The sequence below is a fragment of the Bacteroides finegoldii DSM 17565 genome (assembly GCF_000156195.1).
Classification (GTDB): Bacteria; Bacteroidota; Bacteroidia; order Bacteroidales; family Bacteroidaceae; genus Bacteroides; species Bacteroides finegoldii.
Map to the genome: position 1 here is coordinate 306,138 of NZ_GG688320.1, position 16,582 is coordinate 322,719.

The 16,582-nt window shown below is 44.0% G+C and carries 8 protein-coding genes and 1 pseudogene; 4 read left to right on the top strand and 5 right to left on the bottom strand.

Features of this window, described 5'->3' with window-relative positions; genetic code table 11:
* Positions 1-100: 100 nt before the first annotated feature.
* Positions 101-1,018, top strand: coding sequence for a DMT family transporter (locus BACFIN_RS13270; protein ID WP_007751221.1), 918 nt, complete (start codon positions 101-103; stop codon positions 1,016-1,018).
* Between the two features lie 11 nt (positions 1,019-1,029).
* Here BACFIN_RS13270 and meaB read toward each other — a convergent pair whose 3' ends face one another.
* From meaB to BACFIN_RS13245, 5 genes are all read right to left on the bottom strand, one after another.
* Entirely contained in the window at positions 1,030-2,124 is a 1,095-nt protein-coding gene (gene meaB / locus BACFIN_RS13265) for a methylmalonyl Co-A mutase-associated GTPase MeaB (protein ID WP_007751223.1), read from the bottom strand.
* A gap of 11 nt (positions 2,125-2,135) precedes the next feature.
* Positions 2,136-3,203, bottom strand: coding sequence for a DUF1573 domain-containing protein (locus tag BACFIN_RS13260; RefSeq protein ID WP_007751225.1), 1,068 nt, complete (start codon positions 3,201-3,203; stop codon positions 2,136-2,138).
* Between the two features lie 150 nt (positions 3,204-3,353).
* On the bottom strand, positions 3,354-9,077 hold the full coding sequence (locus BACFIN_RS13255; protein WP_007751227.1) for an alpha-2-macroglobulin family protein: 5,724 nt from the start codon (positions 9,075-9,077) through the stop codon (positions 3,354-3,356).
* Between the two features lie 693 nt (positions 9,078-9,770).
* Positions 9,771-11,228 carry an aminoacyl-histidine dipeptidase gene (locus BACFIN_RS13250; RefSeq protein WP_022275893.1) on the bottom strand — a complete coding sequence of 486 codons (1,458 nt, stop codon included), beginning with the start codon at positions 11,226-11,228 and terminating at the stop codon, positions 9,771-9,773.
* Positions 11,229-11,251: 23 nt separating this feature from the next.
* Entirely contained in the window at positions 11,252-12,238 is a 987-nt protein-coding gene (locus tag BACFIN_RS13245) for a lysylphosphatidylglycerol synthase transmembrane domain-containing protein (RefSeq protein WP_007751234.1), read from the bottom strand.
* Positions 12,239-12,350: 112 nt separating this feature from the next.
* Here BACFIN_RS13245 and rsmA point away from each other — a divergent pair, with 112 nt between their 5' ends.
* From rsmA to BACFIN_RS13230, 3 genes and pseudogenes are all read left to right on the top strand, one after another.
* Positions 12,351-13,139, top strand: coding sequence for a 16S rRNA (adenine(1518)-N(6)/adenine(1519)-N(6))-dimethyltransferase RsmA (rsmA, locus tag BACFIN_RS13240; protein WP_007751236.1), 789 nt, complete (start codon positions 12,351-12,353; stop codon positions 13,137-13,139).
* Positions 13,136-14,476 (top strand): magnesium transporter, encoded by a 1,341-nt coding sequence (gene mgtE / locus BACFIN_RS13235; protein ID WP_007751237.1) that lies wholly within the window; start codon positions 13,136-13,138, stop codon positions 14,474-14,476. The genes rsmA and mgtE overlap by 4 nt, the downstream gene beginning before the upstream one ends.
* Before the next feature lie 85 nt (positions 14,477-14,561).
* Positions 14,562-16,416: pseudogene (locus tag BACFIN_RS13230) on the top strand (DUF349 domain-containing protein).
* The last annotated feature ends 166 nt before the right edge of the window (positions 16,417-16,582 follow it).

Here is a 16,582-nt window from a genome sequence, read left to right on the forward strand (position 1 = left end):
AATTTTATTCAAGGCAAATATAAACAAATCATACGACAAATTAGCTACCTTTGCAGCAGTTTTCAATAAAGGTAACAATTAAAAAGGCGTATACACACTTATGAAGAATAACAAGAATCTGCAAGGTCATCTGTTTGCACTTACGGCAAACGTCATGTGGGGGCTGATGTCTCCTATCGGTAAATCAGCGCTTCAGGAATTCTCCGCAATATCCGTCACCACTTTTCGGATGGTGGGAGCGGCGGCGGCTTTTTGGATACTTTCCATTTTCTGCAAACAGGAACACGTGAATCATCAGGATATGCTGAAGATATTCTTCGCTTCACTATTTGCTTTGGTGTTCAATCAGGGAGTATTCATTTTCGGCCTTTCAATGACTTCACCCATCGACGCTTCCATCGTAACCACTACTTTACCGATTGTCACTATGATCGTAGCGGCTATTTATCTGAAAGAACCGATTACCAATAAAAAGGTACTGGGTATTTTCGTCGGCGCTATGGGAGCGCTTATCCTCATTATGAGCAGCCAAGCGGGAAACAACGGAAACGGAAGCTTAATCGGCGACCTGCTTTGTTTGGTGGCACAGATCAGTTTCTCCATCTACTTAACCGTATTCAAGGGATTATCCCAGCAATATTCGGCAGTCACTATCAATAAGTGGATGTTCGTTTACGCTTCGATGTGTTACATACCGTTCTCTTATCACGACATTTCCATCATTCAATGGGGGGCAGTCTCCACAATCGCCATCATAGAGGTTCTTTACGTAGTATTGGGAGGCAGTTTCCTTGCCTATCTCTGCATCATGACCGCACAGAAACTACTCCGTCCCACCGTTGTCAGTATGTATAACTATATGCAGCCGATTGTAGCTACAATCGCTGCCATCATCATGGGGATAGGAAGCTTCGGCTGGCAGAAAGGACTGGCTATCGCACTCGTGTTCTTGGGAGTATATATCGTGACACAGAGCAAATCAAGAGCCGACTTCGAAAAGATAGGAAAAGAACTGTAATCTGTGGTGAACTACATCTTTAAGTCCTCAAAATAAGTGTCCAGCAAACTTTTGGCGGCTATGAATGAAGTAAGATTACCACTTAATACTTGTTGTTCCTTCTTTTGAAGCATGGCTTCAATCTTCGGATTATGGTAGAAACTGTCGCGAAGCTGTTCATTGATACTTTCATACATCCAGTATTTGCTCTGCTCGTTACGGCGATATTCAAAATAGCCATTTTCTTTTACAAAGCAAATGTACTCATAAACCATATCCCATACTTCCTTAACGCCTATATTGTAAAAACCGGAATAAGTCAGAACCTTTGGTGTCCATCCGGATTCGGGCGCAGGAAACAGATGCAGCGCATTACGGAACTGAGTGGCAGCCAGCTTGGCACGTTCCAGATTATCTCCGTCGGCTTTATTAATCACAATGCCGTCCGCCATCTCCATAATGCCACGCTTGATACCTTGCAATTCATCTCCTGTTCCCGCCAACTGAATCAACAGGAAGAAATCGACCATCGAATGGACAGCCGTCTCGCTCTGTCCCACTCCCACGGTCTCCACAAAGATTTTATCAAATCCGGCCGCCTCGCAAAGAATAATCGTTTCACGCGTCTTACGTGCCACTCCTCCCAATGAACCGGCCGACGGGCTGGGACGGATAAATGATTTAGGATGTACGGAAAGCTGTTCCATACGGGTTTTATCTCCCAAAATGCTTCCTTTGCTACGCTCACTACTCGGGTCAATTGCCAGCACGGCCAACTTACCGCCTTTTTCGAGCACGTGCAGGCCGAAGACATCAATCGAAGTACTCTTTCCTGCACCGGGAACACCGCTGATACCTACCCGGATCGAATTGCCGGAATAGGGAAGACACTTCTCTATCACCTCTTGGGCAACGGACTGATGTTCGGGTTTCACACTTTCAACTAACGTCACAGCCTGACTTAGTATAGTAACATCACCTTTTGTAATGCCGTCCACAAACTCAGCCACCGAGAGCTGGCGTTTCTTAGGCTTCCGTTTCAGATAAGGGTTCACCGACGAGGGCTGTTCAATGCCTTTATTGACAACAAGCCCCTTATATTCTTCACTATTCTCAGGATGTTCCATAGCGATAGGATTTAACGTTTGATATTGATTTCAACTTTCGGGCGCAACGGGTCATTTGTTATCATCAAGATACGCAAGTGGTGTTTCTTATTACCCACATCACGCTTACGAATAGTCACTTTCAACTTCGTCATTCCATCCGGAGGAAGTACCGTTTTTTTCAAACTGACTCCGACCGATGAGTTGAATACCTGCAACTTACTAATTACCAATGGAGTTTTTCCGGCATTAGCGATCAGGATATCATGACTGGCTTTCTTCTTCTTTATCAACGGCACGCTAAGATCGATGTCCGTTTCCGAGATTCGTATAGCAGGCGCATTCAAAGAATCATTCGCTGTCATACGCGAGAAGTCGGGAAGAAGAATAGCCGAAACCGGTATTTCATTATCTTCGCTCACCTTATCACCGGAAAAACGGGAAAGGTAAACGGATGTCTGCGTCAATCCGTAGTCTTTCAACTGGTTGGCATCCAACGTCAGTTTCACAGTGCCTTTTTTACCTTTCAGCAGAACCTTAGGCTCCGCTTCCATTTTAAGGTAAGGAGGCAGATGCATCAACACCGGTTCGTACGGACGGTCGGATAGGTTCGCAATGCTAAAAGTCATCGTGGGCTTCTGACCATGATACACATCGGGGAAGGCAAATTCGTCACGATCGATACGGATATTGCCTATTGCATAAGGATGAGTCTTGGTATAGTCTTTTATCTCTTGCACCACTTCACCGATAAATTTCAGATAAATCAGGCTGGGCGTGGCATTGCTGTATATTCCTACTGTTTTTTCAAAGTGTCCCAAAGCTTTGGCGTCAAAGGAGGCTTTGACAATTCCTTTTCCTCCGGGAACAATCGGTTCTTTGGTCCAGTCGGCTACGGAACAGGCGCAAGAGGTAGTGACATTGGTAAGCACCAATGGCTGGTTACCGGTATTGGTAATTGTATATTCCACCGTCACCGGGCGTTTCCATTCTATTTGTCCGAAATTATGTGTCTCTTTATTGGAAGAGATGCGAGGTTGGGCAACGGCCGCCAAAGCGACAGTGAGTAGAGAAAATATAAATAGCAAACTACGTTTCATGCGATACTTTTTTATTTTGGTGCACAAATGTAGGACTTTTAGATGAGTTTCTCACCACAGATTACACAGATTAACACAGATTGGGAAAAGACTTTACATGCAGACGAGGCCTGTCATGCCTTGTCTGCAAACTAAAATCTTCGCTTTTGGTTATTCAATAATAATTGTCATTGATGCGGAATGTGAAACGTATTCGGGAGCGTATGCACACTGAATAGTGACTAGTCCTGTTTCGTAAGTTCCTTCACGGCTCACACGGTAGCCGTATTCCAGTACGTAGACGCCTTTACCCAAATGGTCGAAGAAGAAGTTGGTAGAGGCGTCTTTAATGTCTACATAATAGCCGAATCCATTGTTCCAGCGATAACCGGAAATACTGCCGACAGGCTCGAAGCAGGCGCCACGCTGGTCTTTCAACTGCACAAAGTCCATCGTACGGTCTACACTAATGGTCAGACGGGAAACAACTTTATCACCTACTGTGAGAACGGTCTTTGAAGTAATAGGCTGCAATTGTGCAACGTTGTTCTCTATGCGTTCTACGTACAGTTGCTTCTCTACATTCAATGCACCACCCTGTTGTTTCACATCACTGATAGGAGAATCGTATTCAGCGTAAACAGCTCCCCAAGCGATACCCGGATTCCTTTTTTCCACTTCAATCTTACGGGCGTCTACCACATTTTTCTGTGTGAACGAACGTTTGATATAACCCAATCCCGGAACGGTTGTCTTACTCGGAGATACCGTTTCCAGTACCTCGTTGGCAATCACAATACGTACGTCCCCTTGATTATCGAGCAAATTGGCGCCTTTCATCAACAGGGCATACACAGCATCCGCCGTAGCTACCGGAGAACTCCACTGCTGCGTCTGTTTTTGCTTTAACAGCCAGAGTTTCATTTCTTCGATTGTTTCCCGGTTTCCGTTTCCGCCAATCAGTTCCAATGCTTCCATCACATCTACATGGGCTTGCAACTTCATACCTCCCCAAGCATACGGATTCTCGTTGAAGGCAAAGAACATTCCTTGCTCATCCGTTTTCGTCAGATGTTCCTTCAAGGAAGCGACAAACTCTTGGGCTTCTTTCTTACGCCCGGCTTTATCAAGTACAATGGCTGCAATCGCTTTCGTTTCCATCGAAGAAGAGGTAAGCAACTCTCCCACTTTAGACAGATAATAAGCATAAGCAATCTTACTTGCCGCAGGAACCTGTTCACCGGAAATCGCGACAATATACAGATATTGCAGAATACCGCTTGAAACTCCTGTCTGTTTCACTCCCTTTTTCTGCGCTTTCAGTATATTCTTGTATTCTTCTAAAGCCGACTGATGAAGATAAGTTAATGCCTTAGCCTGCAAGTCAAGGGCGGTTCCACTCAATGGCGCACCTGTCAGTAGCGCAAGGCGGGCATTCAGTTCGGCAATATAAGCCGTTACATAACGACTGCCGTTCATTCCCTTAAACCATGACCAAGCACCGTCGGAATTCTGCAATTCCTGCAATCTGGTCAAAGCCGCAATGTTATTGCTGCGGATATTATTCAGGTCGAACAGCGTAGCGATACGTTCTTTCTGCTGTTCTTCCGTCTTGGCTTCGAGTACCCACGGCGATTCGGACAACAGAATGTTCTTCACTTCCTGGTTCTTTTGCAAATCACTCAAGAAGGTTTCTTTCGTACCGCCTTGAAGTTTCCAACTATCGAAAACTGCCTTAATGCGCGGCTGGCTGTCCATAATGTAAGAAGCCAATGTATTTGCATAATAGGCTGTAGCCCACGAAATAGCATTATTATTCACTGGGAGGCTTAGCGAAGGCAGTGCCTGAATGGCATACCAAGCCGGATTTCCCGTAAACTCAATAGTCAGTTTGCGGTCGGTCGCCGTTTTACTATGCTGATTGAACAAGCTGTCGAGTGAGAATGTACGGGTTTCTTCTCCACGTACAGGCATCGGAAGCGTCTCTACCAAATGTTCCTTATTGCTCAGCACCGGAAGAAGTTGTTGCTCACCGTCACTGAACGTACCGCTATCGGCTATCATCCGACAACCCAGTATCTCGTATTTATCATTCACGGTAAATCTGAAATTCACTCCGATTGTCTTTCCGGCAGCTACCGAGAATTTCTGTTTCTGCGTGCTGACAACTTTTTCCGTCATCGGATCGAAAAGAATCATACTGACTGTACCTGCCTGCGGCTTGCCTGTCATATTGGAAATAGAAGCGGCAATAGACGTCTTGTCGCCTACACGGACGAAGCGAGGGAGATTAGGAGTCAACATAAATTCCTTGCTCGTGGTAGCTTCACCATCCAACGTTCCCGTCAGCATTCCTTTGGTATGGGAATATCCACGAAAGTTCCAACGTGTCAGACTTTCGGGCATAGTGAAAGAGAAGGATATTTCTCCCTGTTCATTCGTACGAAGCTGCGGATAGAAGAAAGCTGTTTCGGCAAGGTTCGTACGCAAGTCGGCGGGCGCATCAGGAAGGGTTTCTTCTTCAAATTCCGCATCAGTAGCCTCAGAGACTAAGGCAGGCACATATTTCACTTCCACCACATTGCTCCGACTTGCAACACTGCCCGTCATTGCTGCTTTCTTCTGCACTCCCCCCCCTCTAATCATCACTCCATCGGCCAATATTTCGGATTCAAAGAACACATTTCCGATCCTTGACGGCATTACGAAATAGTCATACGCCAGCACCGGCACTTTCAGCGTCTTATTGTTCCACCAGTAATTGAATGAGTTGTTTCCCAAATAGCCATTCATCCAACGGAAATTAGGAAGTATCCGATTATAGTAAAGCCGGAAATCCTGTCGGCGATTCCAAATTTTATCTAATGACGCATCATACATCGTAGCCAGCATTTCCGCATCAGCGGCCTGCCCCTGCGGTGTCTTAATCGTCAATTTCCACTCTTCTTTCTGTCCGGGACGCAATTTGTCACGGAACACCTCCCACTTCATCGTCAACGTCTTATCCGCCAAGCGTTTCTCTACGGAGACCTGTTCCTGATAAAGCTGCCCGTCTCTTACCATACAGAAGTTCACAAAAATACCGTCTCCATAGCTCTCCAGATACGGATAGGTAAAACGCACAATCGTATCGGACAAGTTCAACGCCTTACTTTCCAGTTGTTTATCACCACAGAAGACGTTCATCATCACATAAGTGTCCTTTTCTGAAGTACCGAAACAGAATACTGCCGGGCGGGTTGCATCAAACTCCGTATTTTCCGCATAAAACCAAGTAGGTGATTTCACCGGCGGACGCTTGTCGCCGATAGAGAATAGGATCGTCTGAGCCTCCGTCTCCACTTCTTTTCCCTGACTGTCTTTCGCTACCGCTTTCAACATATAAGTTCCCGATGGAAGATTCTTCCAGTCAAGCGTCATTTCCTTATTAGAAGTAAATGTTCCTGTTGCAACGGGATTCTCACTTGCCTTCTTAAAGCCGGTTTCTTTCAGGCTACTCTCTTTCACGTTTGTCTCTTCGAGGGGATACAGATAGTAATTGCCATTCACCTCCACAGGCTGTTCGTTCAGGTTCTGAGCTTTAAACACAATATCAAACGGCCGGTCTTTGCATGTCTTCTTGTCCAACTCCATCTGTAGAACCAACGAACGGTTACCCGCCGGAATCACATCTGTAGAAGATTGCGTTTCACCTGCCACATTGGTAACAGTAGCTTCGATGGAATAACGGTAATATACTCTATCATTATTCTTATACTCGTCACTTTCCTCCAGACGGACGGGTATCGTAAATTCTCCATTCTCATTGGCAGTCACCTCTCCGGAAGCAATCTGCACAGCCCCCGAAATTCTCCAGAGGTTATATGCAGAACGTTTTACCGTATATTTCACCGGAAGATCCTGAAGCGACACACCGCTATAAGATTGAATCTTACCTTTCACCTGCACTTCATCTCCAAGCTTGTAGCTTTCCGTCTGCTTTTCAAAAGTTATATCAAATGTCGGACGTTTATAATCTTCTACACGAACAGTCGTTCCACCCTCTCCCGCCGTTAAAGAAAAGACTCCGTTCAGACAAGCGGAAGGCAAAGCAAAATCAGTCGCAAACGAACCGAATTCATTGGTACGTACAGATTTCCGTCCCACTTCCTGATAGTTCGCATCGTACAAAGTCACTGTATAGGCTTTGTTCGGAATCACATCAGCTGTGTCCGATTTCTGGGCAAATGCAATACCTTTCACATACACAGTCTGTCCCGGACGATACAGAGAACGGTCGGTCAACAACGTCATTTCCTCAACAGCTTTATCTTTATTGCCATAGTATCCATAACTTCCGCCATAAATTCCTTGTTTCGGCATAGCCGTATCCGTGCCTTTCGAGGCTTTCAGATACCGATACTTGGTATTCCTGAGGAATACCACTTTCCCCTCTTTATCGGTCGTAAACTCTTGCAACACTTTCTCGTCACTACTGTATAGTGTAACTTTCGCATTGGGAATGGGATGTCCGGTCTGTCCGTCCAGAGTCACCACCTCGTATTGGTTTTCGGGCAGACGGCAAGTCAATACTTTAAAACGCGTCACGTTAAACTTGCTTTCGCTATCCCTCTTGGCACGAATATCCGGAATAATACGCATCACGTAAGTTCCCAAATCCGGAGCTTTGAATGTAAATACAGTATCCTTTGCCCGATAATCTTTCGGACGAAGAACGGAATAATGTTGTTCTTTAACCAGTTTCTTCGCCTGATACAGCCGCACAGTAAAGCCATCCAGATTTTTATGTCCCACATTCAACTTGATTTCTTCATTCGGAAAGGCCTGGCTCACTGCACTGACATTCAAGAAAGGCGCTAAAATCTCTTCACGGAGATTCTTCAGCGCATTTATCCTGCGATAACCCGGATAAAGACGGATCGCCTCATCACAAAGTTGCAAAGCATTGACTTGCTGCATCTTCTCAACAGCATAGCGGACTTGTGCCAAATAGACTTCCGCACATATCGGCTCTGATTTGAACTGCCTTTTAAGCTCGTCCAAAGCGGCATTATATGTGTCTGCCGTCCATTCGCCCAATCCTTTTTTTAGTTGGACAGGCTGCAATTTGTTATCATTGCCACGTTTCCATTCCAGATATTGAAGCATGGTCAATACATACCCCTCTTTAAGCCCGGCCGTCTCATAAGCGTCAGTCATACGCTCATATATATTGGAAATATCCTGTTTCACAGGAGAAGCTGTGATACCATTGAAACTGCCGCGTTCGAGTCTTTCAATCTGATTCAGAGCCCTAATGGCACGGGAAGCCAGCAGATGGTACATATCGTGATGATAATATTCGCTGGTTTCGCCCAGCTCCACAAAAGGAATGTAATTGAGTGAAGAAGTCTTGAGCAATAAGAGAGAATCCGCCAAAGCTTCCTTTACATTAGTCCGCACTTTCTCTACAAACATATTCGCCGTCCATTCGCGTATATCTGCGGACGGAGTCTCACCTACAATCTCGGTTCTTTGCCGGAGTTGCCACTGGTTGTCGGCGGCATAATTGGCATAGAATTCCGCTATCAAAGAGTGTAATATGGCGCGATCCATCGGCTGTTCTGTCTGCTTCGCCCATTGCTCCAAGTCTCTTAAACCGACATAAAAGCTATCCGGTGTCAATATATCCTGAGTTTTCATCCGCCACATATATGCTTTCAGCATTTGTGCGGAATTCCTTTCTTTCTCTCCTTTCTGATAAATTTCATCAGTCAGTTTTATCACTGTCTTAGGCAAGCTCTTTTTCTCCGCCTGCTTCACTTCTTTCCATAATTTGTCGAAAGTCTGTGCTTGCATTGCCGGAATCACTCCCAGTCCAAGCAGCACCATCATACAAATCTGCCTTACTTTCATAATCTCTCCAGTTTAAGTTTGATAGATATCTTTGCTTAAACAACAAAGTAAAGAAATAAAGTTTAAAGATTTGTACTTTTTAGCTTAAATTTTGCTTTCATCCTTACTGTAATTCAAAGATATACAGAACGGATAACCGACCTTACAGAATATAAACAAAGTGGGGATATCGTTTTCAATAACGTATCCCCACTCTAAACTTAGTTAATGTACTCGTTCTCATTTCTCAATTCTATACCCCCATGACAGCATTTCGTTACGACCTACTTCACTGAGGATTTTTCTTACTAAAGAACTCATTTTCTTTGCCATAATCTTAAATCTTTTAAATTACTAATTCCTGAAAACTAAAACTTACTTGTTAGGGGTTGCATTAATTGTCGAATATCCCCAAACATGTACATCGGCTTCACCGATCTTTCTAAACAATCTTTTTAACCTTTTCATTTTGTTATCCTCCTAATTACATGTTTTACAACACAAAAATACGGCCTTTGTTTATACGTTGTACCCCCAAAAGAGATAAATTTATGTTTTATAGCATATTTCTTGACTTGCGTCAATTAATTTATTTGTTATAAAAAGCAATTGTAACAGAGTGGCAGTTAATAAGACAAAAAGGCACAGATGACATTTCATCCGTGCCTTTTGCTAAATTATATCTACCTATATATAATAGGTATAGGTACGCTCTTATTTAATCGGAGTCTGCTCTAAGGTAGCCACCAGAAAGTCATAGAACTTCTGCACAGTGGGAATCAGCGCTCTTTCATCCGGTGAATGCGGTGAACGCAAGGTCGGGCCGAAAGAAATCATATCCAATCCTGGAATAATAGCACCGATAATGCCACATTCCAAACCTGCATGGATTACTTTCACTGCCGGTTCTACTCCAAACTGCTGCTTATAGGACGCTTTCATCGCTTTCAGAATCGGAGAATCGACATTCGGCTGCCAACCGGAGTAACCGCCTGTCATCTCCACCTTCATCCCTGCCATAGAGAAACAAGATTCGAGACTGGTAGTCAGATATTCCTTCATGCTGTCGCTTGAACTGCGAGCCAAAATCTTAATAGCCGCTTTGCCTTCGCCAATCGTTATTATGGCAAGATTGGAGGATGTCTCTACCGTGTCCGGAACAGTAGGAATCATACGTGTCACCCCATTCTGACAAGCAAAAATCGCATCAATCAGGTTGTCCTGAATCTCTTCCGGAACTTCACCAGCCGGAAGTTCCACACGTTCCGCCGTGAAACTGATCGGAGTCTCGATAGCCGAATATTCTTCATTGAACAGGTCTTCGCAATATTTCACCAAGCCCAACAGCTCTTTTTCATTTTCGGCAGGAATTGTAATTACCGCATGCGCTTCACGCGGGATAGCATTACGCATATTACCGCCTTCCCAACTTGCCAAGCGAGCTTCATAGTTGGCAACGGCTTCACGAATAAAACGAACCAGTAATTTATTCGCATTGGCACGTCCTTCATTGATTTCCAGTCCCGAATGTCCGCCGCGCAATCCTTTCAATGTTACTTTCACTGCAATATCTCCTTCTTCCGGAGCCACCTCTTTATATTCCAGAGTAGCAGTGACATCCATACCTCCGGCACAACCGATATACAATTCACCTTCATCTTCCGAATCCAGATTCAACAGGATTTCCCCATTCACCGTACCCGGTTTCAGACCGAACGCACCATACATCCCGGTCTCTTCATCCTTAGTGATCAGAGCTTCCAAAGGACCGTGTTTCAAATCTTTTGCTTCCAGCACGGCCATGATAGCAGCTACCCCCAGTCCGTTGTCCGCACCCAAAGTTGTACCTTTCGCTTTTACCCAGTCACCGTCTATATAAGTTTCAATCGGATCTTTTTCAAAATCGTGTACAGTATCGTTGTTCTTCTGGGGAACCATATCCATGTGCGCCTGAAGAATCACGCCTTTGCGATTTTCCATACCCGGAGTTGCCGACTTACGTATAATCACGTTGCCTGCTTCGTCTACAAAAGATTCCAGTCCTAAGCCTTTTCCAAAGTTAATCAGAAATTCAGTCACTTTTTCCATATGCCCTGACGGACGGGGAATCTGAGTCAACGAATAAAAATGCTTCCATACGTTTTGTGGAGCTAAAGAAAGAATAGTACTCATAACAAATCTATTTTATTAAGTGATTACTTTCGCTGTCTGTTGGTGAACGGCAATGCCGCCAAACCATATATGCCCAACAAAACTACTAAAAAGGTTTGAATACCGTGCACAATCAAGGCAAATATTCCGGCATTTGTCACATTTACTCCATAAAGCATCATCATAGAAATAACGGCAAAGTGCCATGGACCCGCTCCGTTGGGGGTGGGCACAATCACTGCGAATGTGCCGCCAACAAACATGACCAAAGCCGCCATCATGCCTAAATGCGCAGTGAAAGCAAAGCAATAGAACGTGAAGTAAAAGTGGAAAAAGTAACAAGCCCAAATAGCTAATGTATAAAATATAAATAAAGGAATATTGCGCACTCCACGCAAGGACATAATTCCCTCCCAGATGTTCAAGACAAAACCTTTTACCCGTTCATAAAAGAATAATGTCTTTCGTAAACAATAAAGTAACATCGCCACTCCGATGAAACAGAACAAGACAATATAAAACCATACGGACGTCAACAGATGCATCATGGAAGGTATCTTCGTTCCGGTCTGTTGAAGAAAAGTGACAAATATCGGCATTTGCAGCAAGACGGTAATTCCTGTTATCAGGAGAATGGTCAACGTATCGACCAACCGTTCCGTCACGACTGTTCCCAATGATTTGGCAAACGACACATCATCGTATTTTGCCAATATTCCGCAACGGCTCACTTCTCCGATACGGGGAACGACCAGACTGGCAGCATAAGAAACAAAAATGGCGTTCACACAATCTCTTCTTTTAGGAAACGCATCCAAAGGCTCCAACGTCTGCCGCCACCGCCAGCCACGAAACACTTGCGCAAATATTCCGAACAACAGCGAGAAAAGCATCCACCACCAATTTGTACCATGCTTCAACACATCGCCCGCCTCTGCAAAATCAAAGTCGCGATACACCCAGAATAAAATAAAGCCGCCCAAAACAATCGGTAATATCAGTTTCAGCGTCTTTTTTAACAGTTTCTTCATCCTTAATTCTTCATTAGCTGCACTGGCATATCATTTATTTTTAATTAGTGGCACGTTCTTCATTTAAAAGAATTACCTTTGTCGACTGCAAAAGTAATTATTTAGTTGGTAAATGAAATTAGTAAAGCCTAAAAAGTTTCTCGGACAGCACTTTCTGAAAGATTTGAAAGTAGCTCAGGATATTGCCGATACGGTCGACACCTTTCCCGAACTGCCCATTTTAGAGGTAGGACCGGGTATGGGCGTACTGACTCAATTTCTGGTGAAGAAAGACCGGCTGGTAAAAGTCGTAGAAGTTGACTATGAATCGGTTGCTTATCTCCGCGAAGCCTATCCGTCACTGGAAGACCATATTATTGAAGACGATTTCCTGAAGATGAATCTTCACCGGTTGTTTGATGGGAAACCTTTCGTTCTGACCGGTAATTACCCGTATAATATCTCCAGCCAAATCTTTTTCAAGATGTTGGATAATAAGGATATCATTCCTTGTTGCACAGGTATGATCCAGAAAGAGGTTGCCGAACGTATTGCCGCCGGACCGGGAAGCAAAACATACGGTATTCTCAGCGTATTGATTCAAGCGTGGTACAAGGTGGAATATCTGTTTACTGTCAGCGAACACGTATTCAACCCGCCTCCCAAAGTCAAAAGTGCCGTTATCCGTATGACGCGCAACGAAGTCCAAGAGCTGGGATGCGACGAGAAGTTATTCAAGCAGGTGGTGAAAACCACCTTCAACCAACGGCGCAAGACTTTGCGCAATTCCATCAAACCGATCTTAGGCAAAGATTGTCCGTTGACAGAGGACTCATTATTCAATAAACGTCCGGAACAACTATCGGTAGAAGAATTTATCGACTTGACCAATAAAGTGGAAGAAGCACTGAAACAACAATGAACGAGGAATACATTGACACCGTAAAACACCTTATAGAGCAGAAAGACGCTGATAAGGTAAAAGAACTCCTCATCGACCTTCATCCGGCCGACATCGCTGAGTTATGCAATGACTTGAATGCGGAAGGAGCCAGATTCATTTATCGCTTGCTCGATAACGAAACGGCCGCCGACGTGCTGGTCGAAATGGACGAGGATGCACGTAAAGAGCTTCTCGAAATGCTTCCTTCGGAGACTATCGCCAAACGCTTTGTCGACTATATGGATACGGATGACGCCGTAGACCTGATGCGTGAACTTGACGAGGACAAGCAGGAAGAAGTTCTTTCGCATATCGAAGACATCGAACAGGCAGGAGATATTGTCGACTTGTTGAAATACGACGAAAATACCGCCGGCGGTTTGATGGGTACGGAAATGGTACTTGTCAACGAGAACTGGAGTATGCCCGAGTGTCTGAAAGAGATGCGACAACAAGCGGAGGAGCTGGATGAGATCTATTATGTATATGTCATCGACGACGACGAACGTTTGCGTGGTATCTTCCCACTCAAGAAAATGATTACTTCTCCATCCGTGTCCAAAGTAAAGCATGTGATGCAGAAAGATCCGATTTCCGTGCACGTAGACACTCCTATCGACGAAGTGGTACAAGCGATTGAGAAGTATGACTTGGTGGCTATTCCCGTTATCGACAGCATCGGGCGGCTCGTAGGACAAATCACTGTCGACGACGTCATGGATGAGGTTCGTGAACAGTCGGAACGTGATTACCAATTGGCTTCCGGTCTTTCGCAAGACGTAGAAACCGACGACAACGTACTCAAGCAGACTACTGCCCGTCTCCCCTGGTTATTGATCGGTATGCTCGGTGGTATCGGAAACTCCATGATTCTGGGTAACTTCGATTCAACCTTTGCCGCCCATCCTGAAATGGCACTCTATATCCCGCTTATCGGTGGTACAGGTGGAAATGTCGGAACACAATCTTCGGCTATCATCGTGCAAGGGCTGGCAAACAGCTCGCTGGATGCTAAAAACACATTCAAGCAAGTGACCAAAGAAGCGGTAGTGGCGTTAATCAATGCTACAATCATCTCTTTATTGGTATATACATATAATTTCATCCGCTTCGGCGCAACGGCTACGGTTACGTATTCCGTATCCATCAGTCTGTTTGCCGTAGTGATGTTCGCTTCTATTTTTGGAACACTCGTGCCAATGACGCTCGAAAAGCTAAAAATAGATCCCGCCATTGCAACGGGTCCCTTTATTGCCATCACAAATGACATTATCGGCATGATGTTGTACATGGGAATTACGGTTTTATTATCATAAAAACAGGCTAAACAAAAAAAAATAAGCAAAATAGTATGAAGTAATCGTTTTATTTCATTAATTTGTGACCCAAAACTAATATACAATGATGGACGCTCATGACACTAATCAACCCTTGAACCAAGGGGAATTAGAAGAAGAAAAAAAAACAAGTCGAGGTTTCTGAAGCTATAACAGAGACTCCAACTGAAGAAGTTACTGCCGAAGTTCAAACTGAAGCAGCTCCTAAACCTGCTACAAAGGAAGATGTATTAAACCTATTAAAGGAGCTTGCACAGAATGCAGAAAATGCAAACAAGCAGGATATCGATAATCTGAAACAATCATTCTACAAGTTACATAACGTCGAACTGGAAGCTGCTAAAAAGGAGTTCACAGATAACGGTGGAGCCATTGAGGATTTTGTTCCGCAAGAAGACCCGGAAGAAGAAGAATTCAAACGTCTGATGGGAGTTATCAAAGAAAAGCGAAGCAAAATGGCTGCCGAGTTAGAACGACAAAAAGAAGAAAACCTACAAGTCAAACTTTCCATCATCGAAGAACTGAAGGAATTAGTAGAATCCGGAGATGACGCCAATAAATCTTACACCGAATTCAAAAAGCTGCAACAGCAGTGGAATGAGACAAAGCTGGTTCCGCAAGGCAAAGTAAATGAACTGTGGAAGAATTATCAATTATATGTAGAGAAATTCTACGACTTATTGAAGCTGAACAACGAATTCCGCGAATATGACTTCAAGAAGAACTTGGAAATCAAGACTCACCTTTGCGAAGCTGCCGAAAAGTTGGCTGACGAAGAAGATGTTGTTTCCGCTTTCCACCAACTCCAAAAATTGCATCAGGAATTCCGTGATACGGGTCCGGTAGCCAAAGAGTTGCGTGATGAAATATGGAACCGCTTCAAGGCGGCTTCTACCGCTGTCAACCGTCGCCATCAGCAACATTTTGAAGCACTGAAGGAAACAGAACAGCACAATCTAGACCAAAAAACCGTTATCTGCGAAATCGTAGAAGCGATAGAATATAATGAACTGAAAACATTCTCTGCTTGGGAAAACAAGACTCAGGAAGTAATTGCATTGCAAAACAAATGGAAAACAATCGGTTTTGCACCTCAAAAGATGAATGTGAAGATATTCGAACGTTTCCGTCATGCGTGTGATGACTTCTTCAAGAAAAAAGGAGAATTCTTCAAGAGCTTGAAAGAAGGAATGAACGAAAATCTGGAAAAGAAAAAAGCACTGTGTGAGAAAGCGGAAGCCTTGAAAGACAGCACTGACTGGAAAGCTACTGCCGACGCTCTCACCAAACTTCAAAAAGAGTGGAAAACTATCGGGCCGGTAGCCAAGAAACATTCGGATGCAGTATGGAAACGTTTCATTTCCGCTTGCGACTATTTCTTCGACCAGAAAAACAAAGCTACTTCTTCACAACGTTCTGTGGAAGTAGAGAACATGGAGAAAAAGAAAGCATTGATCGAAAAGCTGTCCGCCATCGAAGAAAACATGGATATGGAAGAAGCCAGTACACTTGTTCGGGAGTTAATGAAAGAATGGAACTCTATCGGTCATGTGCCATTCAAAGAGAAAGATAAACTTTACAAGCAATACCACAGCTTGATTGACCAATTGTTTGATCGTTTCAACATCAACACTTCCAATAAGAAGCTAAGTAATTTCCGTTCTAACATCAGCAATATTCAAGGAAGTGGCCCGCAATCTTTATACAGAGAACGAGAAAAGCTGGTACGTGCTTATGAGAATATGAAGAACGAACTACAGACATATGAGAACAATCTGGGCTTCTTGACTTCCACTTCAAAGAAAGGTAGTAGCCTGTTAACTGAATTGAATCGCAAGGTAGACAAATTAAAAGCAGATCTGGACTTGGTTTTACAGAAAATCAAGGTAATTGACGAATCAATAAAAACTGAAGAATGATCCGCTCACTGATTTGAGAAGATACAGGAAAGTAGTGTATCAGAATGCAGATTAACGGTAAATTATCGCAAAAGAATTCTATAAAATATTAGGGATATTCCTGAAATAGGAAAATTTAAGGCAACTACTTCATTGCGAATTAGTTGCCTTTTTTGTATCTTTAAGC